Source organism: Janthinobacterium sp. HH102 (genome assembly GCF_001758625.2).
GTDB lineage: Bacteria > Pseudomonadota > Gammaproteobacteria > Burkholderiales > Burkholderiaceae_D > Janthinobacterium.
In genome coordinates this window covers 5,735,619-5,761,445 of record NZ_CP062062.1, presented here as the reverse complement: position 1 = coordinate 5,761,445, position 25,827 = coordinate 5,735,619, and the positions used below count along the sequence as shown (strand labels likewise).

The window sequence follows — 25,827 nt, the reverse complement described above, 5'->3', positions numbered from 1 at the left end:
TGTGCTTATGCACCTTCCGCGCGGGGCGCAGGCGCTTGCGTTGCACCCAGGCGGCCATGCAGGGCCACCCAGCCGTCTTGCTCGGCCCATACACCCAGCTCGATGAATGGTGCGTAGGCAGCGGCCACTTCTTCCGCCTGGCGCGCCAGCACGCCGGACAGGATCAGCGCGCCGCCGTCGGCGACACGGCCCGAGAGCATCGGCGCCATCAGCTTCAATGGACTCGACAGGATATTGGCGACGACGATGTCAAACTTGGCCGTGGCGTGTGCCGACGTGGCAAACGTGTCTGGCAAGAAATATTCGATCTCGCACTGGTTGCGCTCGGCATTGTCGCGCGCCGATTCGATCGCTTGCGGGTCGATATCGACGCCGGCCACCGTTTGCGCACCGAGTTTCTTGGCCACCATGGCCAGGATGCCGGAACCGCAACCGTAGTCGAGCACGGTCTTGCCTGGGGCAGGATGGGCTTCCAGCCATTCCATGCACAAACGCGTGGTCGGGTGGCTGCCCGTGCCGAAGGCCAGGCCCGGATCCAGTTCCAGGATCAGACCGCTTGGGTCCGGTGCCTCGTGCCAGCTGGGCACGACCCAGATGTTCTTGCCGATGTGAATCGGCGCGAATTGCGACTGGGTCAACCGCACCCAGTCCTGCTCTTCCACGGGGCGCATGCTAAAGGCGGGCACTTCCGTCATGCCGACCGCTTGCGCAGCGGCGGCCACGATGGCGGCCTGGTCTGCGTCGACGTCGGTCAGCGCCACCACGCGGCTGCGTTCCCACGCCGCTTCCTTCGGTTCCATGCCGGGCTCGCCAAACAGCGGCTGCTCGGCATCCGTGCCTTCATCGGCGTCTTCCACCGATACCGACAGGGCACCGGCTTCCATCAACGCGTCGGACATGGCCTCGGCGTTGTCACGGGCGATTTCGATGACGATTTCCGTCCAGCTCATGCGCCCGCCTTGATTTCGGACTTCTTGGCGATGCTGGGGCTGCCGCCATTCAGGTTCTTGCCCAGGTCCGGCATGTCGGCCAGCTTCTGTTCCAGATAGTGAATGTTGGTGCCGCCTTCGATGAAGCGCGCGTCGATCATCAGTTCGCGGTGCAGGGCGATATTCGTGTTGATGCCTTCGACCACCATTTCGGACAGGGCGATCTGCATGCGGCGGATCGCTTGTTCGCGCGTGGCGCCGTAAGCGATCACTTTGCCGATCATCGAGTCGTAATGCGGCGGCACATAGTAGCCGGCGTAGGCGTGTGAGTCGACGCGGATGCCAGGGCCGCCCGGCGCATGCCAGGACACGATCTTGCCTGGCGATGGCGTGAACTTGAACGGGTCTTCCGCATTGATGCGGCACTCGATGGCGTGGCCCGACAGCAAGACGTCGCGCTGGCGGAAACGCAGTTTTTCGCCGGCGGCGATGCGGATCTGTTCTTGCACGATGTCGATGCCGGTGATCATCTCGGTGACGGGATGCTCCACTTGCACGCGGGTATTCATTTCAATGAAATAGAACTCGCCGTTTTCGTACAGGAATTCAAACGTGCCGGCGCCGCGGTAGCCGATCTTGCGGCATGCTTCGGCGCAACGGTCGCCAATTTTCTCGATCAGTTTGCGCGGGATGCCCGGCGCCGGTGCTTCTTCGATCACTTTCTGGTGGCGGCGCTGCATGGAGCAGTCGCGCTCGCCCAGCCAGACGGCGTTCTTGTGTTCGTCGGCGAGGATCTGGATTTCCACGTGGCGCGGATTTTCCAGGTACTTCTCCATATACACTTCAGGGTTGCCGAAAGCGGTGCCCGCTTCCGTCTTGGTCATCGCCACGGCGTTGATCAGGGCCGCTTCCGTGTGCACCACGCGCATGCCGCGTCCGCCACCGCCGCCGGCGGCCTTGATGATGACCGGGTAGCCGATCTTGCGGGCAATTTGCACGATCGCTTTCGGATCGTCCGGCAACGCGCCTTCGGAGCCGGGTACGCACGGTACGCCAGCCTTGATCATGGTTTGCTTGGCCGATACTTTATCGCCCATCAGGCGGATCGATTCGGAGCGGGGACCGATGAAGACGAAGCCCGATTTCTCGACGCGTTCGGCAAAGTCGGCATTTTCCGACAGGAAGCCATAGCCTGGGTGAATCGCTTGCGCATCCGTCACTTCAGCGGCGCTGATGATGGCGGGCATGTTCAGGTAGCTCAGGGTCGACTGTGCCGGGCCGATACAAACGGATTCGTCGGCCAGCTTGACGTATTTCGCGTCCTTGTCGGCTTCGGAGTGGACTACAACCGTTTTAATGCCCATTTCGCGGCAGGCGCGCTGAATACGGAGGGCAATTTCACCACGGTTGGCAATCAGGATTTTTTCAAACATGGTAGGTTCGCGTATGTCTGTGAGAGCCGGCGAGCCGGCGAAACAACAAGTGTGAGGGGCTAAAACTGCAAACGGCCGTTGCCGGCCGTGTGGACTGGGTTTTAGCCGATCACAAACAAGGGTTGACCGAATTCGACCGGTTGGCCGTTTTCGACCAGGATCTGGGTCACGACGCCGGCTTTATCGGAGTCGATTTCATTCAGGAGCTTCATCGCTTCGATGATGCACAGGGTATCACCTTCCTTGACGGTCGAGCCCACTTCAACATAGGCGGCGCTGCCAGGAGCGGAGGAACGGTAGAAGGTACCGACCATCGGCGACTTGACCACATAGCCCGTTGGCTCGGCGGCGACCACGACGGCAGGTGCCGCAGCGGGAGCGGCGGCTGGCGCGGCTGGCTGGTATTGGGCTTGCATGCCTTGCGGCTGCATCATGACCATCTGGTTTTGCGGCATGGCCGACGATTTGACGATGCGAACCTTGCTTTCGCCTTCGGTAACTTCCAGCTCTGCGATATCCGATTCGGCGACCAGGTCGATCAAGGTCTTGAGTTTTCGTAGATCCATGTAAAACCCCTAGGAATGTAGTTTGTTTTATGAGTGATGCGGTGATGTCCAAGAGCCTATCGCCGCGCTAAATGCGTGCAGATCGCGTAGATTAACGTTTTTTAAGCGCAAAGTCGATGGCAAACCGATATCCATCGATACCTAGCCCGCAGATCGTCCCCTGCGCGATCGCGCTGAGAAATGAGTGATGTCGAAACGTTTCGCGTTGATAAATATTCGAGATATGGACTTCCACGAACGGGATGGCGACCCCGGCCAGCGCATCGCGCAAGGCAACACTGGTATGGGTCAGGCCGCCCGGATTGATGACGATGGCATCGATCCCTTCCGCTCGCGCGGCATGGATGCGGTCGATCAGCGCGCCTTCGTGGTTGCTTTGAAAGCAGACCAGGTCGGCACCGGCCGCCATGGCTTGCGCCATTGCTGCCTGTTCGATATCGGCCAAGGTGCTGGCGCCGTAGACCTCAGGCTCGCGCGTTCCCAGCAAATTCAGGTTGGGACCGTTGAGCAGAAGGAGGTTTTTTGCCATGTATGGAAGACCGTTTTAGCGAAAGTTCCGCATTTTGCCGCCAAAGATACGCATTGGCAAGAGAAAAAAGCACGCTCCGAATTTACAATTTATCCAGATCGGCGCGTAACTGATCAAATTTCAAGCGGCCCAGATAGGTCTTTTTGACTTCGCCATCGGCGCCGATCAGCACCGTAAAGGGCAAACCGCCCGTGGCATTGCCAAAATGGCGCGACAGGTCGGTGCCGCTCATGCCGGAGACATACACGGGATAGGCAATCTTGAATTTGCTGGCAAAAGTGGCAATATTGCTGGCCGAATCGATGCCGATGCCGATCACCTGCAGGTTTTTTGCCGCATAGTGGCCTTGCACTTCGGATAACTCCGGCATTTCTTCCACGCAAGGAGGGCACCACGGCGCCCAGAAATTGACCAGCAAATTCTTGCCTTTCCATTGCGACAAGGCTTGCGTGGCGCCCGCCGCGTCCGGCAAGGACAGCGCATACAGCTCATTGACGGGGCCCGTCGCGCCTGGCGCGATCGTGGTCGTCAGCGGTCCCGCTGCTTTCGCTTTTTCCTTGCTTAAACCGACGTAGGCGCCCATGCCGCCAAACATCAGCGCGACGATGGCGCAGGCGATCCAATTCTTTTTTGTCATAACTTTATCTATATCAATGTTAGTCGGCAGCCGGCACGCCATCGGCAAGGCTGGCGGCCAGCAGGCTGCGCAGCCCGGCGATATCGGTGCGCAGCACCTTGCCGTCCGCCTTGGCTTTCAGCGCGCCGCGCATATCGTCGAGCTCATACATGGCGGCGTGCACGCCTTCGTTTTTCCACAAGAAACTGGCTGTCTCGACCGCATCATAACGCGCTCCCTTGAAATGCGGGCTTTCCGACATGTCGAGCACGACATTTTTATTCAGCAGGAAGATGTGGATTTCCTTGGCGCTCTCGGCAAACAGCTGCAGATAGATCTCGTCATGGGGGCCGGCCGTGCCATTGAGCACGGGGCCGCTGAGCAGGGGATGAAATTGTTGCAACGCTTCCATGACCTGCAGCGCAATCGTGCGCAGCTGGAACAGCCGTGCCGGCTGGCTGTCGGCCAGGAACAGGGCATTGTATTGCCGCACCTGTTCTTCGATCATGTCGTTGTCAGGCAGTACATTGGTCAGGTTCGGCGCGTCACCGAGGACTTGCCGCGCCGCCTTGCGCTTGGCGCTGCCATAGTCGGCGCCATCCTGCGCCACGAGGCGCGCGGCAGCGGCGGCGATTTCCAGGCGCAACTGCGCGCTATCGTCAAATGCATCGTTCGTCATGAGCGAGATGATACTCCGAAGCGGAAAAAGTCATGGCGTCAGGTAAAATCCTGCACTTGCTGTTTTTTATCTCACCGTCTTACTTACTTAAGCGTGCACCTTTCGCACTGATCACATGCATATTCATATTCTCGGTATTTGCGGTACCTTCATGGGCGGCCTGGCTGTCCTGGCCAAGGAAGCCGGCCATAAAGTCACCGGTTGCGATGCCAACGTCTATCCGCCGATGAGCACCCAGCTGGAAGCGCAAGGAATCGAACTGATCCAGGGGTTTGATCCGGAACAGACCAAGCTGAACCCGGATTTGTATGTGATTGGCAATGTGGTCTCGCGCGGCAACCCGCTGGTGGAAGAAATCCTCAACCGCAGCCTGCCGTATGTATCGGGCCCGCAATGGATCGGCGAACACATCCTGCGCAATCGGTGGGTGCTGGCCGTGGCCGGCACGCATGGCAAGACGACAACTTCGGCCATGCTGGCCTGGATACTCGAAGACGCGGGCTACGCGCCGGGCTTTTTGATCGGCGGCGTGCCGATGAACTTTGGCATTTCCGCCCGCCTGTCCGGCAAGATCGACGGCAAGAGCGCCGAGTCGGACTTCTTCGTCATCGAAGCCGACGAATACGATACGGCCTTCTTCGACAAGCGCAGCAAATTCGTGCATTACCACGCGAAGACGGCCGTCATGAATAACCTGGAATACGATCACGCCGACATCTTCCCCGATCTGCACGCGATCGAGACGCAATTTCACCATCTGGTGCGCACCGTGCCCGGCATCGGCCGCCTCGTGTACAACGGCGACGAAGTGTCGCTGCAGCGCGTGCTGGCACGCGGTTGCTGGAGCGAACAGGAAAGTTTTGGTCAAGATGCTAACTGGCAACTGCAAGAGCAGGCCGACGGCAGCTTCGATGTGTATTTCAATGGCCAGCAGGAAGGCCATGTGGCCTGGGCGCTCACGGGCAAGCACAACCGCAGCAATGCGCTGGCGGCCATCGCCGCCGCGCGCCACGTGGGCGTGCCCATTGCCCAGGCGTGCGCTTCGCTGGCCACGTTCGAGAGCGTCAAGCGCCGCATGGAAGTGCGCGGCGTGGTCAACGACATCACCGTGTACGACGATTTCGCGCACCATCCGACGGCCATTGCCACCACCGTGGGCGGCTTGCGCCAGAAGATAGGCGACAGCGGCCGCATCCTGGCCGTGCTGGAACCGCGCTCGAACACCATGAAGCTGGGCGCCATGAAAGAGGCGTTGCCGGGCAGCCTCAAGGATGCGGACCTGGTCTTCGGTTTTGGCAGTCATGCCGCGCTGGGCTGGAGTCTGGGCGACGCGCTGGCGCCGCTGGGCAAGATTGCCAGCGCCTATGAAGACATCGATACCCTCGTGGCCGCCGTGGCCGCCAGCGCCCGTCCCGGCGACCAGATCGTCGTCATGAGCAACGGCGGCTTTGGCGGCGTGCACCAGAAATTGCTGGAGGCGCTGGGTCGATGATTCTGTACCTGCATGGATTCCGCTCGTCGCCCCTGTCGATGAAGTCGCGCCTGCTGGCCGCGCAGATGCAGGCGCTGGGCCGCGAAGCACAGTGGCTGTGCCCGCAATTGCCGGCCTCGCCCAAGCTGGCCATTGAATTGGCCTTGTCATTAGTGAAAGACGTGGCGCCGGCCGACCTGACGATTATCGGCTCCTCGCTGGGCGGCTATTACGCCACCTGGCTGGCCGAGCGGCTCGGTTGCCGCGCCGTGCTGCTCAATCCTGCCATCGTGCCCCTGATCGACCTGGAGCAGCATGTGGGCGTGACGACGGAGTTCCATTCGGACAAGCCATTCGAGTTCAAGCGCGAATACATCGCCGAACTTGGAACCTTTGCTGTAGAGAAAATTACTGAGTCGCAACGTTACTTCCTGATCGCCGCCACCGGCGATGAAGTGCTCGACTACCGCGACATGGTGGCGCATTATCAGGGTGCGCGGCAGTGCGTCATCGACGGCAGCGACCATGGCATCAGCGAATTTGCCGCATACCTGGCGCCCGTGCTGGCCTTTTGCGGCATCGACGCGGACTCTGCCCAGTGAGGCCGGGTTCGCTGCGGCAGGCGCAATGGCATGCGCACGTCAATGCCGTCAATGCGCCGCCGGCCTTGCGCCACTGGCTCACGGGCGGCGGTTCGCTGACGGCCAAGCTAAAAGCGCATAGCCAGGCGTTCCGCGTGCAATGTTTGCATCAGGAAACGGCACGCTGCTTGAGCGACGAGGCCGCCATCATTGGTTTGCACCGCGCGGGCCGGGTATGGGAGCGCGAAGTGCTGTTGCGTTGTGATAACAGACCGGCCGTGTTTGGCCATACCGTCGTGCCCATGCAGGCGACGGCCACGGACTGGCCCCTGTTTTCCGCGCTGGGCGAGCGTTCGCTGGGCACGACCCTGTTTGGCGACCGCATGGTACGCCGCGGTGCACTGGAATTTGCCCGTTTGCGCGCCGGCCATCCGCTGGTGCAGCGGGCGCAGGCGGCACTGGCATTGGAAGGGAGGCGCTTTGATGCCAAGTCGCTGTTTTTTGCCCGCCGCTGCCTGTACCAGCGTCACCAGGGATTGCTGCTGGTAACCGAAGTATTTTTGCCGGCGGTGCTCGAGTTGACGTCCGTCGCTCGCACCGCTGCAACCGACACACTAATAAACAAAGCATAATAATGAATCTATTTTTTGAAGAATCCGGCGATTTCAAGGTCGGCACGGTCCTGTCGCAAGCGGGTGAAGCGTACCAGGTCGAAATGGCCAGCGGCAAGCGCACCAAGGTCAAGGTCAAGGATGTGCTGCTGCAGTATGAAAAGCCGGCCCCGGCCGAGCTGCTGGAACAGGCCAAGGCCGTCGCCGCCGAGATCGACCTCGATTTCCTGTGGGAAGTGGCGGGCGAAGACGAGTTCGGCTTTGCCGAGCTGGGCGCCGAGTATTTCGGCCATGCCCCCTTGCCGCCGGAAGCGGCCGGCCTGATCCTCGCCCTGCATTCGGCACCCGTGTATTTCTACAAGAAGGGCCGTGGCCGTTACAAGGCGGCGCCGGAAGCGTCCTTGAAGGCGGCATTGGCCGGCATCGAAAAGAAAAAGCAGCAGGCCCTGGTGCAGGCAGGCTATGTGGAAGAGCTGAAACAGAACCGTTTGCCCGCTTCGATGCAACCCATGGTGCTGCAATTGCTGTTCAAGCCGGACAAGAACACGATTGAATATAAGGCGCTGGAAGCGGCGTGCACGGAATTGCACACGACGCCGCCGCGCCTGATGCTGGCTGTCGGTGGTATCGCTTCGCCGAAAGACTTGCACCTGTCGAAGTTCCTCTTCGAAAATTTCCCCAAGGGCGCCGGTTTCCCGAGCGTGCCCGTGCCGTCCGTGACAGCCAAGCTGCCGCTGGCCGACGTGGCCGCCTTCTCGATCGACGACGTGACCACGACCGAGATCGACGATGCTTTCTCCGTGCAGTCCTTGCCGGACGGCACCGTGAAAGTGGGTATTCACATCGCCGCGCCGGGCCTGGGCATCCGTCCGGAAGACGTGATCGACAAGATGGCGCGCCAGCGCATGTCGACCGTCTACATGCCGGGCGACAAGATCACCATGCTGCCGGACGAAATCGTCAATGCGTTTACCCTGGCGGAAGGCACGACGTGCCCGGCCCTGTCGCTGTATGCGACCCTGGACCCGAAAGCCGACTGGGCCGTGGTCAGCACGCAGACGCGCGCCGAGCTGGTGCCGATTGCCAGCAACTTGCGCCACAACCAGCTCGACGACCTGGTCAACGAGGAAACCCTGGCCAGCGGCGAAGGAGAATACCCGCACAAGGCCGATTTCGCTGTGCTGTGGCAATGGGCGCAGCAGCTGGAACAGGGCCGCATGAAGAAGCGCGAAGCGTTTGGCCTGAAGCCGGAACAGAATAACCGCGTCGATTTCAACTTTTATGTGGAAAACGACATCGTCACCGTGGCGCGCCGCAAGCGTGGCGCGCCGCTGGACAAGATCGTCGCCGAATTGATGATCTTTGCCAACAGTACCTGGGGCAAGATGCTGCACGACCATGGCGTACCGGGCATCTACCGCAGCCAGGGCGGCGGCAGCGGCAATAGCTGGGCGGCAAAGATGCAGGTGCGCATGGTCACCCATGCGGCGCCGCATCAGGGCCTGGGCGTGGATCAATACGCGTGGAGCACCTCGCCCTTGCGCCGCTACACGGACCTGGTGAACCAGTGGCAAATCATCGCCTGCGCCGAGCATGGCGTGACGGCGCCGCTGGTGGCCCCGTTCAAGCCGCGCGATGCGAATCTGTTCGCCATCGTCTCGGCCTTCGACGCCGCGTATGCCGCGTATGGCGATTTCCAGTCGAATATGGAACGCTACTGGTGCTTGCGCTGGCTGCACCAGGAAAACGCGCGCCAGGTCGATGCCGTCGTGCTGAAAGATGAAATCCTGCGCCTGGTCGACATTCCGCTGGTCATCAAGCTGCCGGGCATGCCATCGGTGGCGCGCGGTGCGCAGGTCAAGCTGGATCTCTTGCGCTGGGATGAAGTCGACCTGAGCATCGAAGCGCGCCTGCTGGAAATCGCTGCCGTGCCCGATACGGCGGCCGATGCCGAGCTCGACTACGAAGAGGAATCGGGCGACGAAGGTGCGGAAGAGGGCGACGCGGCGGCGGAAGCTTCGCCGGAAGCGGCGAACCAGGTCAGCGACGCGGACGCGGAAGTGGCGGAACTGGCCAGCGAAGACGTGGTCAGCGAGCCCGAGGTCAAGTAAGGCTGCGGGGCGGCGTGAAAAACGGGACTAAAACTGTTTCCCGCGTCGCCCTTTGACGTAGAATTCAGCCATCTTGTATGGTGTGCTTGTTGCTAACTGGGTTGCGCGTGAAGTCTTTCCGAGAGAATCGTTTCCTGATGATCGCCGTGGCGGTATCGCTGCTGGCGCACGGCGCCTTGCTGGCGATGCATTTTGTCGCCCCGGCCCCGCAGCGGGCCGTCGCCACCGATCCCGGCCTGGAAGTGATACTGGTCAATGCCAAGCATGCGGACAAGCCGCTGAAGGCCGATGCACTGGCGCAAGCCAACCTCGACGGCGGTGGACAAGCGGACAAGGGGCGCGCCAAGTCGCCCTTGCCCGACATGCGCAAGGTGGAAGAGGGCGACAGCGTCAAGGCCAGCGCCCGGCGCATCGCCGAACTCGAGCAGAAGCAGCAGGAACTGCTGACGCAGGCGGCCAAGGCGACGCCCTACAGCGCCGCGCCCGTCACGGAAAAAGACAAGCCCAATCCCCTGGCCTCCGGTTCGGACTTGATGGAAAGCAGCAAGGCCATCGCCCGCATGGCGGCCGAGATCAGCCAGACCGTGGAAGACCAGAACAAGCGCCCGCGCAAGACCTTTATTACGCCCAGTACGCAGGAGGTCGGCTATGCCATGTATTACAAGACCCTGCAAAAGCGTATCGAGGAAATCGGCACCCTGAATTTCCCGCAAAACAATGGCCGCAAGATGTATGGCGAACTGGTCGTCTACATCCCCATCTTCCAGGATGGCACGATTTACCAGAAAGAGGGCGGCGTCCGCGTGGAAAAAAGCTCGGGTAATCCCGCGCTGGACGCGGCAGCCCTGGCCATCGTGCGCCGCGCGGCGCCGTTCGGCCGTTTCCCACCGAATATGTTGTCGAGTGATAAAGATGACCTGTGGGTCGTCATCACCCGTTTCAAATTTACCCGCGAAGAAAAAATGGAAGCTAACCTGACTGGCGGCAGCAATTGAACAAGCAAGAGATGAACCCCGATCAATATTGCGTCTTCGGCAATCCCATCGCCCACAGCAAGTCCCCCCTGATCCACGCCGCGTTTGCCCAGCAGACAGGACAAGCGTTGGTCTACGAACGCCGGCTGGCGCCGCTCGACGGCTTTGCGCTGGCCGCCCGCACGTTTGCGGTCGAGGGCGGTAAGGGCGCGAACGTGACGGTGCCCTTCAAGCTCGACGCGTGCGCGCTGGCCACCGCGCTGACGCCGCGGGCCAGGGCCGCCGGCGCCGTCAATACCCTGCGTTTTGATGGCGACATCATTCTTGGCGACAATACCGATGGCGCGGGCCTGGTGGCCGACATCGTGCGCAACGCGGGCGTGGCCATCGCCGGCAAGCGCGTCCTGCTGCTGGGGGCGGGCGGCGCGGCGCGCGGCGTCGTGCTGCCCTTGCTGGAACAGGGGCCGCAGGAAATGTTCATTGCCAACCGCACCGTGGCCACGGCCGAGGCGCTGGTGGCGCAGTTTGCCGATGCGCTGGCGCACCCCGGCCAGCTGCGCGCCGGCGGCTTCACGCAGCCTGAAGGCGTCTTCGACATCGTCATCAATGCCACCTCGGCCAGCCTGGCGGGCGACTTGCCGCCCGTGCCGCCCGGTATCTTCGGCAGCCGCACCCTGGCGCTGGACATGATGTACGGTGCCCAGCCCACCGTCTTCATGGATTTTGCCGCCCAGCATGGCGCGCAGGTGCGCGACGGCCTGGGCATGCTGGTGGAGCAGGCGGCCGAAGCGTTTTACGTGTGGCGTGGCGTGCGGCCGCAGACGCAGGATTTGCTGGCGCAATTGCGGGGCAGCCTGTGAGCGCCGGCAAGAAGGGCGCGCGCAAGAGCGGCCGTGGCTATGGCTGGATCAAGTGGCTGTTCATCGTGCCCGTGCTGGCCTTTATCGTCGTGCAACTGTATTTCTTCCTGCAAATCTGGTGGTGGGTCGACCATAACCCGTCCAGCACGGCTTTCATGCGCGAACAGTTGTCTGTCTTGCAGGAAAAGAATCCGAATGCCACGATCCAGCAGACGTGGGTGCCGTACAACCGCATTTCGAACAATCTGAAACGGGCCATCATCGCCTCGGAAGACGCGAATTTTTCCGAGCACGAAGGCGTGGACTGGGAAGCCTTGCAAAAGGCATATGAAAAGAACAGCAAGAAGCAGAAAGTCGTGGCGGGCGGCTCCACGATCACGCAGCAGCTGGCGAAGAATCTGTTCCTGTCCGGTTCGCGCAGCTATGTGCGCAAGGGCCAGGAACTGATCATCACGTATATGCTGGAAAACCTGATGGAAAAGCAGCGCATTTTCGAGATTTATCTGAACGTGGTGGAATTTGGCACGGGCACCTTCGGCGCCGAGGCGGCCGCGCGCCACTATTACAAGGTCAGCGCGGCGGGCTTGAGCGCGGCGCAGGCGGCGAAACTGGCCGTGATGCTGCCGAACCCCCGCTTTTACGACCGCCACCGCGACACGGGCTATCTGAACCGGCGTACGGGCGTCATCCTGCGCCGCATGGGGGCGGCGGAATTGCCTTGATGGCGGGGCGATTCCTTTGCATAAAGTTAAAGCTGCCTGATTGGCACTATTGCGGCGCAGCATCTTAATCGCCTCCCTTGGTGCAACGCCGCACTTTTTCCGTGAAAAAGCCGTGCCGGGGGTGGTCGTGAAAAGGCCTTTGCGGGTACACTTGCGCTGTTTTCATTTTTGGCGCCAGCGCCAGCACATCACGATAACCCCACATCCGGCTGAGAGCGCGCATGATCAATGTCTTTGTATTACAGAATGGCCGGCTCAACCAGGTGCCGATCGACAGCCGCGCAGACCTCGAAAATGCCGAACCGGTGTGGGTCGACCTGACCGACCCTACCGATGATGAACGGGCCTGGGTCAAAGCCATCTACAACGTCACCCTGCCGGGCGAAGACGAAGTCAAGGATATTGAAGCGTCGGCCCGCTATTACGAAGCGGAAAACGGCGACTTGCACCTGCGCACGGATTTCTTGCGCGAAGAGGACGACGGCCCGTCGCGCGTCATCACCGTGGCCTTCATTCTGGCCCGCAAGATCCTGTTTTCCATGCATACGGACGACTTGCCCGTGTTCCGCCTGGTACGCATGCGCGCCCGTTCGCGGCCCGGCTCGATTGCCGACTACATGGACGTGCTGCTCGACCTGTACGCCACCGATGCCGAATATTCGGCCGACGTGCTCGAAGGCATCTACCAGAATCTGGAAGAAGTCAGCACGCGCGTACTGCAAAAGGAATTTACCGATGCGCACGCGGCCGAAGCGCTGAATGCCATTGCCCACGAGGAAGATTTGAATGGCCGTATCCGCCGCAACATGATGGATACGCGCCGTGCCGTGAGCTTCCTGATGCGCGGCCGTTTGCTCAATTCCGAGCAGTTCGAGGAAGCGCGCCAGATTTTGCGCGACATCGAATCGCTCGATGGCCACACCTCGTTCCTGTTCGACAAGATCAACTTCCTGATGGACGCCACCGTCGGTTTCATCAACATCAACCAGAACAAGATCATCAAGATCTTCTCGGTGGCCAGCGTGGCCTTCCTGCCGCCTACCCTGATCGCCAGCGTGTACGGCATGAACTTCAAGCTGATGCCGGAGCTGGAATGGTCGTTCGGCTATCCATGGGCCTGGGGCTTGATGATCACCAGCGCCATCGCGCCCTTCCTGTACTTCCGCCACCGCGGCTGGCTGAAATAAGCAGCATCGCCGGGACGCTCCCGCGTCCCGGTTTCAAGGCGAGCGCAGCAAATTCAAAAATCAGCGATAATCACTGGTATCGCGTGGTATTGAATTGGTATCTACGTTGCCTGTGTTGAGCCAGTCTTTTCCCCGTAGTCTGTCTTTTGCAGAAAAGTATCGTCATTGAGCCGTTTTCTGCGTGGCAGCGTCCGCCTGTTCCACCTATGATCGTTGCGATGCCAGCCTTGGCCGGCTGGCCGCCGCATTTCCCGTCACCGTTGTCTTCTGGAGAGTCCATGCCTGATACCGCCATCACCCCACCGCGCTTTACCCATCTGATCAGCGACTGCGATGGCGTGCTGATCGACAGCGAAGCCGTGGCCCTGCAAGCGCTGCTGGAGTTGCTGGGGCCGCGCCTGCCGAACCTGCCCGAGGGCGTCACCCTGCAAGGCTTGATCGAGCCGCGCCTGGGCCAGCGCCTGGTGCCGCTGATGCAGGATATCTACAAGGAGCTGGGCTTGCCGCAATTGCCGGCCGACGAGATCATGGCCATCGGCAACGCCGTCGATGCCGCTTGCGACGCGCAATTGCGCGCCGTGCCCGGCGTGGCGCAGGCGCTGGCCGCCATTGCGCTGCCCAAGGCCGTGGCCTCGAACAGCGTCAGCGCGCGCGTGCTGTCGGCGCTCGAGCGGACCAGCATGGCGCCGCTGTTCGACAAGCGCGTGTTTACGCCGGACCTAGTGGGCCATGCCAAGCCGCATCCGGGCGTCTACCTGGCAGCGGCTGCCGCGTTTGGCGTGCCGCCAAGCCAATGCCTGGTGCTGGAAGACAGCGTCACGGGCGTGACGGCCGCCGTGGCGGCGGGCATGACGGTATTGGGATTCATCGGCGGCGGGCATATCGCCGCCGGCCAGGAAGATAGGTTGAAAGCGGCCGGCGCGCATGTCGTGTTCAACGACATGGCCAGGCTGCCGGCGCTGGTGGCCGCGGTGATGGACACCGCGACCGTCTGATTGTGCTTATGCTAATTTAGCAAAGACCTTGCGCGCGGCAGCGATGGTGGCGTCGATGACGGCGTCATCGTGCTGCGCCGAGACGAAGCCCGCCTCGAAGGCGGCGGGCGCGAAGTACACGCCTTCGTCCAGCATGGCGTGGAAGAAGGCGTTGAACTTGCTGCGGTCGCCCGCCATCATTTCCGCGTAGCTGGTCGGCGGTGTTTCGCTGAAGTAGATGCCGAACATGCCGCCGATGTAGTCGGCGCAGAACACCACGCCTGCCTCCTTGGCGGCGGCGGTCAGGCCTTCGGCCAGGCGCTTGGCCGTGGCGCCCAGCTGCTCGTAGAAGCCAGGCTGCTGGATCAGTTTCAGGGTGGCCATGCCGGCCGCCACGGCGACCGGGTTGCCGGACAAGGTGCCGGCCTGGTAGACGGCGCCCAGCGGCGCCATGTTGTGCATCAGCGCCGCGCTGCCGCCGAAGGCCGCCACCGGCATGCCGCCGCCGATCACCTTGCCCAGCGCGGTGAGGTCGGGCTGGATGCCGTACAGCGCCTGCGCGCCGCCCAGGGCCACGCGCAAGCCGCACATGACTTCATCGAAAATGAGCAGGGCGCCGTGCTGCGTGCACAGCTCGCGCATCGCCTGCAGGAATGCCGGCGTGGCTTTCACCAGGTTCATGTTGCCGGCCACCGGTTCGACGATGACGCAGGCGATTTCCGCGCCGAAGCTGTCGAAGGCGTCCTTCAGCTGTTCCACGTTGTTATAGTCGAGCACCAGGGTGTGCTTGACAAAATCTTCCGGCACGCCGGCCGACGTCGGGTTGCCGAAGGTGAGCAGGCCGCTGCCCGCCTTGACCAGCAGCGAATCGGCGTGGCCGTGGTAGCAGCCTTCGAACTTGACGATCTTGTCGCGTCCCGTGGCGCCGCGCGCCAGGCGCAGGGCGCTCATGGTCGCTTCCGTGCCCGACGACACCAGGCGCACCTGCTCGATCGACGGCACCAGACGCGTGATTTCCTCGGCCATCAGCACTTCGCCTTCGGTCGGCGCACCGAACGACAGGCCCAGCGCGGCCGCATCCTGCACCGCCTTTACCACTTCCGGGTGGGCGTGGCCGACGATGGCCGGGCCCCACGAGCCGATGTAGTCGATATAGCGCTTGCCGTCCGCGTCCCAGAAGTACGGGCCTTCGGCGCGCGTGATGAAGCGCGGCGTGCCGCCCACGGAGCGGAAGGCGCGCACGGGCGAGTTGACGCCGCCTGGCGTGGTTTTTTGTGCGCGGGCAAACAGGATGTCGTTCTGTGAAGTCGTCGTCATGATAATCGTGCCTTGAGAGTGGATCGTTGTCTGTGTCGTCTGTGTTTGTCTGGACGGGATTATTGGGCGCCGTGCTGGCGCTGCTGCCGGAACAGCCGGTTCGGCACCAGCTTGCCCATGCCGTGGCGCTGCGCGTGCGCCAGCGCGCCGGCCGTGAATTCCTGCGCCGCCACGACCACTTGCGGCACATCGTCTTCGTTTTCCGCCAGGGCCAGCAGGGCGGTGGCCGCCGCCGACAGGGTGCTGCCGGCACCGTTGAAGATGCCGGGCAAGTGCTGCCATTCGTCGTGGCGCACCACGCCGTCCTCGCCGAACAGGGTATTGGCGCGCAGCTTGCCTTCGCCCATGCCGGACTTGCTGGCGTCGGCCGGCATGCCGGTGACAAGCACGTACTCGCAGCCCAGCGCCACCAGGTAATCGACGTCGTTTTGCAGGGTGTCGTCCGGATCGGCGTCGCGCCAGGTCTCGGCCAGGCGCTCCAGTTCCACCGGCGAGAGCACCAGCAGGGTCGTTTGCGGGATCAGCAGCTGGCGCACGGCCGTGAGGATGTCCTCGTCGTCCATGCCCTGTTCCGGCAGCGCCGAAATGAAGGGATCGAGGATCAGCGGCACGTTCGGATAGTCGGAGACGATTTCGGCGATGGCCGTCACGTTTTCCACGCTGCCCAGCGCGCCGATCTTGATGGCGGCCACGGACATGTCTTCCAGCAGCACGCGCGCCTGGTCGGAAACCCAGTCCGGGTCGACCGCCTGCACGTCTTCCACGCGCGCCGTATCGCTGATCAGCAGGCCCGTGGTGACCGACAGGCCATGGCAGCCGAAGGCTGAAAACGTGGCCAGATCAGCCTGGATACCGATCGCGCCGACCGGATCGGACACGCCGAAGCTTAATATGAGGGGAGAAGTTTGGTTTTGCACGGCGGGTAGATTAAGATACCTAATTCAGCATTTTACTTGATTGAAGGGTGGCAGAACGTGAGTAGCAACGAAACAACGCAGCAATTCCAAACGTGGATGTGTCTTATTTGCGGCTGGGTTTATGATGAAGCGGCCGGCTTGCCCGACGAAGACATCGCTCCCGGCACGCGTTGGGCCGATGTTCCGATGAACTGGACCTGTCCTGAATGCGGTGCGCGCAAGGATGATTTCGAGATGGTAGCGCTGTAATCAATCAGGTCCACGGGATGCCGCTGCCGCACGCAGGTGTCGCGGCTGCCTGTGCTATGGTATGAAAAATTGTCGAATAATCACATGACGCGATCTTCCTTGCCAGAGGCGCCGTCCGATGCCGTGTGTGCCGGCGTCACGGTACTCGTCATCGACGACAGCGCGACGATACGCAGCGCGGCCGCGAAGATACTGGGCGAGGCCGGTTATCGCGTGGTGGTGGCGGAAAACGGCTTTGCGGCCCTGGCCAAGATCGCCGACTGCCAGCCGGCGCTGATCGTGTGCGACATTATGATGCCGCGCCTGGACGGCTACCGCACCTGCGCGCTGATCAAGGCCAGCGCCGCGTATCACGCCACGCCGGTGCTGATGCTGTCGTCGAAGGAAGGCTTGTTCGACCGCGCGCGCGGCGCCATGGCGGGCGCCAGCGCCTGCCTGGTCAAGCCGCTGGCGCGCGAGGCGCTGCTGGAGGCCGTGCGGCTGCACCTGGCCGGGCATTTTGAGTAAGTGTTTTTATTGATTGACAACGCAGCAAGGAAGCAGATGGCCATACACACAATTCTGATCGTCGATGACTCGCCGACAGAACGCTACTACCTGAGCGAGATGCTGGTGCGTGCCGGTTATGCCGTCCTCACGGCGCAGGACGGCGCCGACGCGCTGGCGCAACTCAAAGAGGCCAGGCCCGACCTGATCCTGATGGACGTGGTGATGCCCGGTGCGAATGGCTTTCAGATCACGCGCGCCATCGCGCGCGATCCCGAACTGCAGGACGTGCCGGTGATTATCTGTTCCAGCAAGAGCCAGGAAACGGACCGCATCTGGGGCTTGCGCCAGGGCGCGCGCGATTACCTGGTCAAACCGGTGGTCGAAGCCGAGCTGCTGGCCAAGATCGCCGCGCTTTCCTGAGCATGCACACGATGCCAGGTCTCGGCGTGCCTACAGCGGCCTTTGCGCCTGCCGCTGCCGCCGTGCCATCCTTCGAGTCGGGCGCGCGGCAGGGGCGCTTGCGCCAGTATCAGCTGCAATTGATCGAGCGGATACAGGCTGCGCGCAGCGGCGCGCTGGCGGCGCGCAAGGAACTGGGCGTGATGCTCGGTGGCCGGCCCTGCCTGCTCGACCTGACGCAGCTTGGTGAAATCGTCATTGCCGCCGGCGTGCAGATCCAGGGCGTGCCGCTGGCGCAGGACTGGTACCTGGGCCTGGCGGCCATGCGCGGACGCCTGACGGGCGTCGTCGACCTGGCCCGCTACATGGGCGAACCGGCTTGCGCGCCCGGCAATCACTGCCGCATCATCACTTTTTCTCCGCGCCTGGGCCTCAATTGCGCACTGCTGGTCGAGCGCGTACTGGGCTTGCGCCAGCTGCGCACGATGCAGCCCGTATCCGTGCCGGACGCACCGCCGTCATGGGCGGCGCAGGCGCTGCGCGACAGCGAGGGGCAGCAGTGGCTGCGCCTGGACCTGGCGCAGCTGGCGCAAGCGGAACGCTTCCTCGATGCCGGCTTTGGCGGCCTCGCCGACTACAAGGATATTTGCTGATGGGCGCCCATTCCCCCATCCTGGCGGCCGCCATGCCCGAAGCGGAGCACGCGCCCGGCGAGCCGGCATCGGCGGCCGACCTGCCGCTGCGCCTGCGCGACGCGCTGGGACGGCGCAAGTCGCTGGCCAGCACGCCGGTGCGCGACTTGAAGCTGCCGCTGATCGGCCATTTGCCGCTGCAAAAGCAGCTGAGCATCCTGTCGACGGTGATGGCCCTGAGCCTGGCCGCCAGCCTGCTGTTCGTGGGACTGAACACGCGCAGCGGCAATATCGCCTCGGCGCAGACGCAGCTGGCCAGTGATGCGCTGATGCATTCGCAGCGCATCGGCAAGGCCGCGCCGAACGCCGTGCAAGGCAATCCGGAAGCGTTCCGTCAGCTCGAGGAAAGCCGCAATGAACTGAACCAGGATTTCCGCCTGATGCTGCGCGGCGGGACGTATCACGGCCGCGATATCGGCGAGTCGCGTTCCGCCCTGCTGGCGGCCGTGGCCGACGCGCGCAAGAAGTGGGCCAGCAGTGACCGCGCGGCCAGCACCATCCTGCGCCTGAAACCTGAGCTGGGCGAATTCGACAAGACCTTGCAGCAATTGAACGCACTGTCGCCGGCGTTGCTGGCGCAGACCGAGGAAGTCGCGGCCCTGAAGGTGCAGCGCGGCGGCAATGCGCGCGACTTGGCCGTCATCGGCCGCCTGATGATGCTGAGCCAGCGCATGAGCCGTAGCGCCAGCGAGTTCCTGTCGTCGGGCAGCATCAGCTCGGAAACGGCGTTTTCGCTGGGGCGCGACACGACGTATTTCCGCACCGCCGTCGAAGGGCTGTTGAATGGCAGCGTGCCGCTGCAACTGGCGCCCACGCGCGACGCCGAACTGCGCGACCGGCTGGTGGCGCTGAAAGCCAGTTTCGACACTTACCAGAAGCTGGTGTCGTCGATACTCGACCGGCTCGATAAATTCAGTTCGGCGAAAAGCGCCGAACAGCTGATCTTCAACGAGAACGAAGATCTGCGCCAGCGTTTGACCCTGCTGCAGCAGATGTACCACGTGAACCAGGAAACCCTGGGCATGGCCTTCTGGATGATGGTCGGCGGCGTGTTGCTGACCCTGATCGCGGCGGCCGGCATCGGCAGGGTGCTGCTGCAGGACTCCGTCAACCGCACGCGCGACGCCGAGCGGCGGCGCCAGGAGGCGGAAATCCTGCGCCTCCAGTCGCAGGGAAAAGAGGAAGCGGCGAAGGCCAGGAATGACCAGAACCAGGCAGCCATCCTGCGCCTGATGAACGAATTGCAGAAGGTCGCCGATGGTGATCTGACGGTGCAGGCCACCGTGTCGGAAGACATCACGGGCGCCATCGCCGATTCCGTCAACTACACGGTCGAGGAATTGCGCGGCCTGGTGGGACGGGTGACGGCGACGGCCGAACAGGTCAACCGCGCCTCGACGCAGGCGCAAAGCATCTCCAGCAAGCTGCTGATCGCGTCGCAGCAGCAGTCGCGCGAAATCCAGGGCGTCAGCGCCACCGTGGTCAAGATGGCCAATGCGATTACCGACGTGTCGAAGTCGGCCAGCGTCTCGGCCGACGTGGCGCGCCAGTCGGTGGCGGCGGCGCAGCAGGGTTCGACGGCGGTGGAAAACGCCATCAAGGGCATGCATGAAATCCGCGAGCAGATCCAGGATACGTCCAAGCGCATCAAGCGCCTGGGCGAATCGTCGCAGGAAATCGGCGAAATCACCGAGCTCATTTCCGACATCACCGAGCAGACCAATGTGCTGGCGCTGAACGCCGCCATCCAGGCCGCATCGGCCGGCGAGGCGGGGCGCGGCTTTTCCGTCGTCGCCGAGGAAGTGCAGCGCCTGGCCGAACGCTCGGCCGCGGCCGCCAAGCAGATCGGCGCGCTGGTGCGCACCATCCAGGCCGATACCCAGGATGCGACGCGGGCGATGGAAACGTCCACGCAGGGCGTGGTCGAGGGCGCGCGCCTGTCCGACGCGGCCGGCGCGGCCTTGAACGACATCAGCCAGGTGTCGAAACACCTGGCCGAACTGATACAGGGCATCTCGTTCGCCACCGGCACGCAGGCCGGTTCGGCCAGCGGCGTGGCCTTGAATATCCAGCATATCCTGAGCGTGACGGAGCAGACGCAGGACGGCACGCAGCAAACGGCGCAGTCGATCCATAAACTGTCGATGCTGGCGCAGGAACTGAAAAACTCGGTGTCGCGCTTCCGCGTCGCCGCCTGAACGTCGCGCCAAGCCAGGGCGATTTCTTTACCGAGGCATGCATGAGCACACCAGATAGTCCACAGCAGTCCAAGCCGTTCGACAGCGAACCTTTGTCCTGGGTGATGGTGGAAATCCGCGAAGCGCTGGGCCGCTCGAAAACGGCCCTGTTCGAAGCGGGCGGCCGCGAACGCGAGGAACGCGCCACGGCCCTGCAGCATGCGCGCTCGCACCTGCACCAGGCGCATGGCGCGCTGGTGATGGTGGACGTGGCCGGCGCCAGCCTGCTGACGGACGGCGCGGAACGGGCGCTGGCGCGCTTTCGCGACGGCAGCCTCGAATACACGCTGGACCATGCGCAGATCATCGCCGCACTGTATCAGGCCCTGACCGAATATCTGGAAGACCTGGTGGCCGGCACGCCGCCGCAGCCGGCGCGTTTGTTCCCCTACTACCGCGACCTGCAAACCCTGCTGGGCGCCGAGCGCATCCACCCGGCCGACCTGTTTTTTCCGCCCTCCGCCATGCTGGAAGGGCAGGCCATCGCGCTGGCCGACACGCCGCCCGTGGCGGACTATCCTGCCTGGCGCGGGCGCTTTGAAAAGTCCCTGCTGCCCTTTCTGAAGGCGCAGGATGATGGGGCGCGGCGCCAGCACGCGGGCGAGCTGCACGCCACCTTGACCCTGGTGGCCGACGCGCAGCAGGAAGCGCCGGCGCGCACCTTCTGGTTCGCCATGCAGGCGTTCGCGGGGCTGGCGGCCAGCGGCGAGGGCATGGGCACGCTCAACGTCAAGCAGCTGTTCGGCCTGATCAACCTGCAGTTGCGCCGCCTGGCGCAGGGCACGGCCAGCCTGCCCGAAGCGATGCTGCGCGACGCCCTGTTCTTCATCGCCGCGGCGCCCGAGCCGACGCCGGAGGCACGCCAGCTGCGCGCCGCTTTCGCCCTGGACGGCATGCTGCCCGCCGACGTGGAAACGCGGCGCTACGGCCAGGTCGACCAGGATGCCTTGCAAGGCGCCCGCGCGGCCCTGGCGCAGGCGCGCGCCAGCTGGAGCCGCCTGGCGCAAGCCGACCTCGATCCTGCCCTGGGCCCGGATTTTGAAGCGTCGCTGCAACAGGTGGCGGCACATGTGGAGACCTTGAAGCAGCTCGCCCTGGCCAGCCTGCTGCGCGAATGCGCGGCCGTGGCGCGGCAAGCCGTGGCCAGCGGGCGCAGCGCGGCCCTGGAGAATGAAATCGGCATGGCGCTGCTGTTTGCCGACACGGGACTGGAGCAGCTGCGCCGCCTGCCCGACGATTTCGCCGGCAATGCGGAAACCATCGCCGCGCGCCTGCAGGCGCTGCTGGCCGGCGAAGCGCCGCCGCCCGTCACGGCGGGCGAGCTGTCGCGCCAGATCGAGCAGGGCCAGACCGTGGCCGCGCTGGCCGAAGACATGAAGACGGGGCTGCGCCAGGTGGAAAAGGTGCTCAACGCCTACTACGCGGATGCCGCGGGTGCGGGGACGGCGGGGGCACTCGATGGCGTCGCGCCCGTGCTGGAGCAGTTGCAGCGGCAGCTGGCCGGGCTGGGACAGGAAGACGCGCGCGCCGCCGTGCTGCAGGTTGACGCCGCCGTGCGGCAGCGGGCCGGTGGCGACGCCAATGCGCACGCCGAAGCGCTCGACGAGATCGCGCAAAATGTCAGCGCGCTGGGCTTTTTTGTCGATATGCTGGGCCGCAACGCGCAGGCGGCCAGCGGGCGTTTCCATTTCGCTGCGGCCGCCGGCACTTTCCGCGCGCTGCCATTTGAAAAAGTCGCCGCCGCCGGCGCTGTACCGGTACCTTTGCTCGACCAGGCCCTGGCGCCCGCAGCACCCGCCGGCATGGATGCCGCACCGGCCGTGACCGATGTCGACGCGGAGATGCTCGACATTTTCATCGCCGAAGCGCGCGAAGTGCTGGCCTTCATCGACACCACCCTGGCCTTGCCGCGCGAGCAGGCCGCCAGCGGCGACCACCTGGCCATGCTGCGCCGCTCGTTCCATACCCTGAAAGGCAGCAGCCGCATGATCGGCCTGGTGCAGTTTGCCGAAGCGGCCGGCGCCATCGAGCGCGTCATGAATACCTGGCTGGCCGAAGCGCGTCCCGCCAGCGACGACTTGTTTACCTTGCTCAATTACGGCTGGTACCAGCTCAGCGAATGGGTGGCCGAACTGGAAGGCGGCGCGGGGCGCGAGCGCGAGCCCGGCATGCTGCTGGCGGCGGCCGAGCGCGTGCGCGAAGGGGGACCGTTCGAACTGCGCAAGCCGCGCCCGGCCGCGCCGTTGGCCGGCAATGGCAATGTGATCGGACTTCCTTTGGCCACGGCGCCCGCGCTCCACGAAGCGCCGGACGATCACCTCAAGCACGTGGGCGAACTGCGCATCAGCCTGCCTTTGTACAACATCTACCTGGCCGAGACGGATGAATTGCTGCGCGTGCTCACGCGCGATTTCGGCGAGTGGCGCCATGAACCGCGCGCCGTCAGCGCCGAGGCGCTGCAAGCCGTGCATACGCTGGCGGGGACGTCCGGCACGGTGGGCTTCCAGTCCCTGCGCGACCTGGCGCACGCGCTGGAAACGGTGATCGAAACGGTGGTGCCGCCACTGGCCGGCCTGCGCGCCGAACAGCACGACGTGCTGGAGCAGGCCACGCAGCGCATCGGACAAATGCTGCAGGCGTTCGCGCTGGGCGACCTGGCGCCAACGCAGCCGGACATGATCGAAGCGCTCAACACTCTGTGGCGCGCCTTGACGGCGCCGCCTGGCGAAAGCAAGGAAGACCGCCTCGACGCCCTGTTTGCGGACGCTTACGCCAGCATCGTCGGTACGCCGGCGCAGCCTGCCGAGCCGCTGGCCGAAGTGCCGGCACCGGCGCTGGCGCCGACGCAGGAGAGCGGCGCCAGCGACGACCTGTTCGATGCCGGTTTCGAACACGCACCGCCATTGGAGCATGCGGCGCCGGAAGCGCCGGCACCGGCCATCATGCCGGCCGATGCGGCCGCGCTGCTGGCGGCGAGCGCCGGTATCAGCGATGAACTCGACCTCGATTTATTGTCCGTCTTCCTGGAAGAGGGCGCCGACCTGCTGCCGCAGATCGGCGAGGCGCTGCGCAGCTGGCAGCAGCAGCCGCACGACAGCGGCCAGGCGCAGATGCTGCTGCGTACCCTGCACACCGTCAAGGGCAGCGCGCGCATGGCCGGCGCCATGCGCCTGGGCCAGCATGCGCATGAAATCGAGACGCATATCGAAAACATGCTGCACGCCGGTACCGCCACGCCGCAAGCCTTCGAGGAATTGCTGGCCCATTACGACCATGCGCTGCACCTGTTCGAGCAGCTGCAGCAACCGTTGTTGCCCTTGCCGGGCATGGAAGACAACCCGGTGGCCGAACCGAAGGCGGCTCTGGTGCGCGTGCGCGCCGATATCCTCGACCGCCTGGTGAACCAGGCCGGCGAAGTGTCGATCACGCGCTCGAAGATGGAAAATGAAGTGGGCGTGCTGGGCGCTTCGCTGTCCGAGTTTTCCGATAACCTGGCGCGCCTGCGGCGCCAGCTGCGCGAAGTGGAAATGCAGGCCGAATCGCAGATCGCCTCGCGCATGGCGGTCGGCAGCGAGCGCGAATTCGACCCGCTCGAATTCGACCGCTTTACGCGCCTGCAGGAACTCACGCGCATGATGGCCGAAAGCGTCAACGACGTGGCCTCGTTCCATGAAAACCTCAGCCACAGTGTCGATGCGGTGACGGACGACCTGGTGCTGCAGGCGCGGCTGACGCGCGAGCTGCAGCGCGACCTGATGCAGATCCGCATGGTGCCGTTTGCCAGCATCGCCGAACGCCTGTTCCGCGTGGCGCGGCAAAGCGCCAAGGAAGTCGACAAGCGCGTCAACCTCGACATCCGCGGCGGCGGCGTGGAAATCGACCGCAGCGTGCTCGAACGCATGGCCGCGCCCTTCGAACACCTGCTGCGCAACGCCATCGTGCACGGCGTCGAGCCGCGCGATGCGCGCCTGCTTGCTGGCAAGAGCGAGACGGGCGAGCTGCTGGTGCAGGTCAGCCAGCAGGGCAATGAAGTGGCGATCGCTTTTTCCGACGATGGCGCGGGGCTGGACCTGGAACGCATCCGCGCCAAGGCGCACGGCGCCGGCCTGGTGCCGACGGACGCGCCTTTGAGCGACGCGCAGGCGGCCGAGCTGATTTTCACGCCCGGATTTTCCACCGCCGACAGCCTGACGGAACTGGCAGGACGCGGTTTTGGCATGGACATCGTGCGCTCCGAAGCGCTGGCCCTGGGCGGGCGCGTGGAAACGCAGACGCAGGCGGGCCTGGGCATGCGCTTCACCATCCACCTGCCGCTGACCCTGGCCGTCACCCAGGTGGTGCTGCTGGCGGCGAACGGCAAGACGTATGCCTTGCCGTCGGTGCTGGTCGAGCAGGTGCTGCACCTGAAAGGGGAACAGCTGGAGCAGGTGCGGGCGGCCGGGCGCATCGAGTCGCACGGGCAGTCGCTGGCGCTGCATCACCTGTCGGCCATGCTGGGCGAGACGCCGGCGGAGCAGGCCACGCAGCGCCATGCGCCGGTGCTGTTGCTCCGGAATGGCAATGACAGGCTGGCCTTGCAGGTCGATGACGTGGTGGGCAACCGCGAGGTCGTGGTCAAGCACGTGGGGCCGCAACTGGCGCGCATGCCGGGCATCGCCGGCGCCACGGTGCTGGGCACGGGCGACATCGTGCTGATCCTCAACCCGGTGGCGCTGGCGCTGCACCTCGAGCACCATCCGGAACTGCTGTCGCAATATGCGCTGGCCAGCCGCGAGCAGCACGCCGCTTCCAGCGTGCTGGCCGTGCCAGCCGTGCGCGTGATGGTGGTTGACGATTCGCTGACGGTGCGCCGCGTGATGCAGCGCCTGTTCGAGCGCGAAGGCTACCAGGTGCTGCTGGCCAAGGATGGCCTCGATGCGCTGGAGCAGCTGCATGCGCTGGAACCGGCCGCCATGCCGGCGCTGCTGCTGGTCGACGTGGAAATGCCGCGCATGGACGGTTTTGATTTGACGCGCAATGTGCGCAGCGACGACAAGACGCGCGCCATCCCCGTCATCATGATCACCTCGCGCAGCGCCGACAAGCACCGCGCGCATGCATTCGAACTGGGCGTGAATGCATATTTCGGCAAGCCGTTCCAGGAAGAGGAATTGCTGGCCGAGGTGGGACGCTTGCTGGCCCACGGCGTGGTGTAACACGACGCCGTCACAAGCGCCAACGATGTTGTCGGATTACGCGGGGCCTTGCCCCGCCAATCCGACCTACGCTCTTTACCACAGCGTAG

23 protein-coding genes are annotated in these 25,827 nt (G+C 63.8%); 15 read left to right on the top strand and 8 right to left on the bottom strand.

Annotation, left to right across the window (positions count from 1 at the left end):
• Window positions 1-5: 5 nt before the first annotated feature.
• The 6 genes from prmA to JAB4_RS26220 form a co-directional block, all read right to left on the bottom strand.
• On the bottom strand, window positions 6-950 hold the full coding sequence (gene prmA, locus JAB4_RS26245; RefSeq protein ID WP_070222159.1) for a 50S ribosomal protein L11 methyltransferase: 945 nt from the start codon (window positions 948-950) through the stop codon (window positions 6-8).
• Window positions 947-2,362, bottom strand: coding sequence for an acetyl-CoA carboxylase biotin carboxylase subunit (accC, locus tag JAB4_RS26240; RefSeq protein WP_070222157.1), 1,416 nt, complete (start codon window positions 2,360-2,362; stop codon window positions 947-949). Before accC ends, prmA begins: the two co-directional genes overlap by 4 nt.
• A gap of 101 nt (window positions 2,363-2,463) precedes the next feature.
• On the bottom strand, window positions 2,464-2,928 hold the full coding sequence (gene accB, locus JAB4_RS26235; RefSeq protein ID WP_070222155.1) for an acetyl-CoA carboxylase biotin carboxyl carrier protein: 465 nt from the start codon (window positions 2,926-2,928) through the stop codon (window positions 2,464-2,466).
• A gap of 91 nt (window positions 2,929-3,019) precedes the next feature.
• The gene (gene aroQ / locus JAB4_RS26230) at window positions 3,020-3,457 is read right to left on the bottom strand and encodes a type II 3-dehydroquinate dehydratase (protein ID WP_034746628.1); all 438 of its coding nucleotides are present in this window, start codon (window positions 3,455-3,457) and stop codon (window positions 3,020-3,022) included.
• A gap of 82 nt (window positions 3,458-3,539) precedes the next feature.
• Window positions 3,540-4,094 carry a TlpA disulfide reductase family protein gene (locus JAB4_RS26225; protein ID WP_070222153.1) on the bottom strand — a complete coding sequence of 185 codons (555 nt, stop codon included), beginning with the start codon at window positions 4,092-4,094 and terminating at the stop codon, window positions 3,540-3,542.
• A 19-nt stretch (window positions 4,095-4,113) separates the two neighbouring features.
• Window positions 4,114-4,752, bottom strand: a complete 639-nt coding sequence (locus JAB4_RS26220) for a hypothetical protein (RefSeq protein WP_070222151.1) — start codon at window positions 4,750-4,752, stop codon at window positions 4,114-4,116.
• A 115-nt stretch (window positions 4,753-4,867) separates the two neighbouring features.
• Here JAB4_RS26220 and mpl point away from each other — a divergent pair, with 115 nt between their 5' ends.
• The 9 genes from mpl (at window position 4,868) to JAB4_RS26175 (ending at window position 14,264) form a co-directional block, all read left to right on the top strand.
• Window positions 4,868-6,244, top strand: coding sequence for a UDP-N-acetylmuramate:L-alanyl-gamma-D-glutamyl-meso-diaminopimelate ligase (mpl, locus tag JAB4_RS26215; RefSeq protein ID WP_071650218.1), 1,377 nt, complete (start codon window positions 4,868-4,870; stop codon window positions 6,242-6,244).
• Window positions 6,241-6,825 carry a YqiA/YcfP family alpha/beta fold hydrolase gene (locus tag JAB4_RS26210; protein ID WP_070222147.1) on the top strand — a complete coding sequence of 195 codons (585 nt, stop codon included), beginning with the start codon at window positions 6,241-6,243 and terminating at the stop codon, window positions 6,823-6,825. The genes mpl and JAB4_RS26210 overlap by 4 nt, the downstream gene beginning before the upstream one ends.
• Window positions 6,822-7,436 carry a chorismate lyase gene (locus JAB4_RS26205; protein ID WP_070222145.1) on the top strand — a complete coding sequence of 205 codons (615 nt, stop codon included), beginning with the start codon at window positions 6,822-6,824 and terminating at the stop codon, window positions 7,434-7,436. The genes JAB4_RS26210 and JAB4_RS26205 overlap by 4 nt, the downstream gene beginning before the upstream one ends.
• A gap of 2 nt (window positions 7,437-7,438) precedes the next feature.
• Window positions 7,439-9,526 (top strand): RNB domain-containing ribonuclease, encoded by a 2,088-nt coding sequence (locus tag JAB4_RS26200; protein ID WP_070222143.1) that lies wholly within the window; start codon window positions 7,439-7,441, stop codon window positions 9,524-9,526.
• Between the two features lie 137 nt (window positions 9,527-9,663).
• Window positions 9,664-10,521 carry an energy transducer TonB gene (locus tag JAB4_RS26195; protein ID WP_070222141.1) on the top strand — a complete coding sequence of 286 codons (858 nt, stop codon included), beginning with the start codon at window positions 9,664-9,666 and terminating at the stop codon, window positions 10,519-10,521.
• Between the two features lie 11 nt (window positions 10,522-10,532).
• On the top strand, window positions 10,533-11,360 hold the full coding sequence (aroE, locus tag JAB4_RS26190; protein WP_070222169.1) for a shikimate dehydrogenase: 828 nt from the start codon (window positions 10,533-10,535) through the stop codon (window positions 11,358-11,360).
• The gene (mtgA, locus tag JAB4_RS26185) at window positions 11,357-12,082 is read left to right on the top strand and encodes a monofunctional biosynthetic peptidoglycan transglycosylase (RefSeq protein WP_070222140.1); all 726 of its coding nucleotides are present in this window, start codon (window positions 11,357-11,359) and stop codon (window positions 12,080-12,082) included. The genes aroE and mtgA overlap by 4 nt, the downstream gene beginning before the upstream one ends.
• A 221-nt stretch (window positions 12,083-12,303) precedes the next feature.
• Window positions 12,304-13,269, top strand: a complete 966-nt coding sequence (gene corA, locus JAB4_RS26180; protein WP_034746658.1) for a magnesium/cobalt transporter CorA — start codon at window positions 12,304-12,306, stop codon at window positions 13,267-13,269.
• A gap of 278 nt (window positions 13,270-13,547) precedes the next feature.
• A complete protein-coding gene (locus JAB4_RS26175) occupies window positions 13,548-14,264 on the top strand; it encodes an HAD-IA family hydrolase (protein ID WP_070222139.1) in 717 nt (238 codons plus the stop codon).
• Window positions 14,265-14,270: 6 nt separating this feature from the next.
• Here JAB4_RS26175 and hemL read toward each other — a convergent pair whose 3' ends face one another.
• On the bottom strand, window positions 14,271-15,560 hold the full coding sequence (gene hemL / locus JAB4_RS26170; protein WP_070222138.1) for a glutamate-1-semialdehyde 2,1-aminomutase: 1,290 nt from the start codon (window positions 15,558-15,560) through the stop codon (window positions 14,271-14,273).
• Window positions 15,561-15,619: 59 nt separating this feature from the next.
• Window positions 15,620-16,438, bottom strand: coding sequence for a hydroxymethylpyrimidine/phosphomethylpyrimidine kinase (locus JAB4_RS26165; protein ID WP_227742043.1), 819 nt, complete (start codon window positions 16,436-16,438; stop codon window positions 15,620-15,622).
• 135 nt (window positions 16,439-16,573) lie between these two features.
• Between JAB4_RS26165 and JAB4_RS26160 the strand changes: the two genes are divergently transcribed.
• From JAB4_RS26160 to JAB4_RS26135, 6 genes are all read left to right on the top strand, one after another.
• Entirely contained in the window at window positions 16,574-16,726 is a 153-nt protein-coding gene (locus tag JAB4_RS26160; protein WP_010401308.1) for a rubredoxin, read from the top strand.
• 84 nt (window positions 16,727-16,810) lie between these two features.
• Entirely contained in the window at window positions 16,811-17,233 is a 423-nt protein-coding gene (locus JAB4_RS26155) for a response regulator (protein WP_070222136.1), read from the top strand.
• A gap of 36 nt (window positions 17,234-17,269) precedes the next feature.
• Complete coding sequence (locus JAB4_RS26150) at window positions 17,270-17,635, top strand: response regulator (RefSeq protein ID WP_070222135.1); 366 nt, start codon at window positions 17,270-17,272, stop codon at window positions 17,633-17,635.
• A 26-nt stretch (window positions 17,636-17,661) separates the two neighbouring features.
• Window positions 17,662-18,267 carry a chemotaxis protein CheW gene (locus JAB4_RS26145; protein ID WP_227742042.1) on the top strand — a complete coding sequence of 202 codons (606 nt, stop codon included), beginning with the start codon at window positions 17,662-17,664 and terminating at the stop codon, window positions 18,265-18,267.
• Window positions 18,267-20,504 carry a methyl-accepting chemotaxis protein gene (locus tag JAB4_RS26140; RefSeq protein ID WP_070308405.1) on the top strand — a complete coding sequence of 746 codons (2,238 nt, stop codon included), beginning with the start codon at window positions 18,267-18,269 and terminating at the stop codon, window positions 20,502-20,504. Before JAB4_RS26145 ends, JAB4_RS26140 begins: the two co-directional genes overlap by 1 nt.
• A 41-nt stretch (window positions 20,505-20,545) precedes the next feature.
• On the top strand, window positions 20,546-25,738 hold the full coding sequence (locus JAB4_RS26135; protein ID WP_070222131.1) for an Hpt domain-containing protein: 5,193 nt from the start codon (window positions 20,546-20,548) through the stop codon (window positions 25,736-25,738).
• Window positions 25,739-25,827: the final 89 nt, after the last annotated feature.

Bases quoted from the DNA above. Each gene is read 5' to 3' on its own strand.
- prmA (WP_070222159.1), bottom strand. From the start codon at position 950: ATGAGCTGGACGGAAATCGTCATCGAAATCGCCCGTGACAACGCCGAG.
- JAB4_RS26225 (WP_070222153.1), bottom strand. From the start codon at position 4,094: ATGACAAAAAAGAATTGGATCGCCTGCGCCATCGTCGCGCTGATGTTT.
- JAB4_RS26220 (WP_070222151.1), bottom strand. From the start codon at position 4,752: ATGACGAACGATGCATTTGACGATAGCGCGCAGTTGCGCCTGGAAATC.
- JAB4_RS26175 (WP_070222139.1), top strand. From the start codon at position 13,548: ATGCCTGATACCGCCATCACCCCACCGCGCTTTACCCATCTGATCAGC.
- mpl (WP_071650218.1), top strand. From the start codon at position 4,868: ATGCATATTCATATTCTCGGTATTTGCGGTACCTTCATGGGCGGCCTG.
- accB (WP_070222155.1), bottom strand. From the start codon at position 2,928: ATGGATCTACGAAAACTCAAGACCTTGATCGACCTGGTCGCCGAATCG.
- JAB4_RS26155 (WP_070222136.1), top strand. From the start codon at position 16,811: ATGACGCGATCTTCCTTGCCAGAGGCGCCGTCCGATGCCGTGTGTGCC.
- JAB4_RS26160 (WP_010401308.1), top strand. From the start codon at position 16,574: ATGTGTCTTATTTGCGGCTGGGTTTATGATGAAGCGGCCGGCTTGCCC.
- JAB4_RS26200 (WP_070222143.1), top strand. From the start codon at position 7,439: ATGAATCTATTTTTTGAAGAATCCGGCGATTTCAAGGTCGGCACGGTC.
- JAB4_RS26140 (WP_070308405.1), top strand. From the start codon at position 18,267: ATGGGCGCCCATTCCCCCATCCTGGCGGCCGCCATGCCCGAAGCGGAG.
- aroQ (WP_034746628.1), bottom strand. From the start codon at position 3,457: ATGGCAAAAAACCTCCTTCTGCTCAACGGTCCCAACCTGAATTTGCTG.
- JAB4_RS26150 (WP_070222135.1), top strand. From the start codon at position 17,270: ATGGCCATACACACAATTCTGATCGTCGATGACTCGCCGACAGAACGC.
- JAB4_RS26195 (WP_070222141.1), top strand. From the start codon at position 9,664: ATGATCGCCGTGGCGGTATCGCTGCTGGCGCACGGCGCCTTGCTGGCG.
- hemL (WP_070222138.1), bottom strand. From the start codon at position 15,560: ATGACGACGACTTCACAGAACGACATCCTGTTTGCCCGCGCACAAAAA.
- aroE (WP_070222169.1), top strand. From the start codon at position 10,533: ATGAACCCCGATCAATATTGCGTCTTCGGCAATCCCATCGCCCACAGC.
- corA (WP_034746658.1), top strand. From the start codon at position 12,304: ATGATCAATGTCTTTGTATTACAGAATGGCCGGCTCAACCAGGTGCCG.
- accC (WP_070222157.1), bottom strand. From the start codon at position 2,362: ATGTTTGAAAAAATCCTGATTGCCAACCGTGGTGAAATTGCCCTCCGT.
- JAB4_RS26135 (WP_070222131.1), top strand. From the start codon at position 20,546: ATGAGCACACCAGATAGTCCACAGCAGTCCAAGCCGTTCGACAGCGAA.
- JAB4_RS26210 (WP_070222147.1), top strand. From the start codon at position 6,241: ATGATTCTGTACCTGCATGGATTCCGCTCGTCGCCCCTGTCGATGAAG.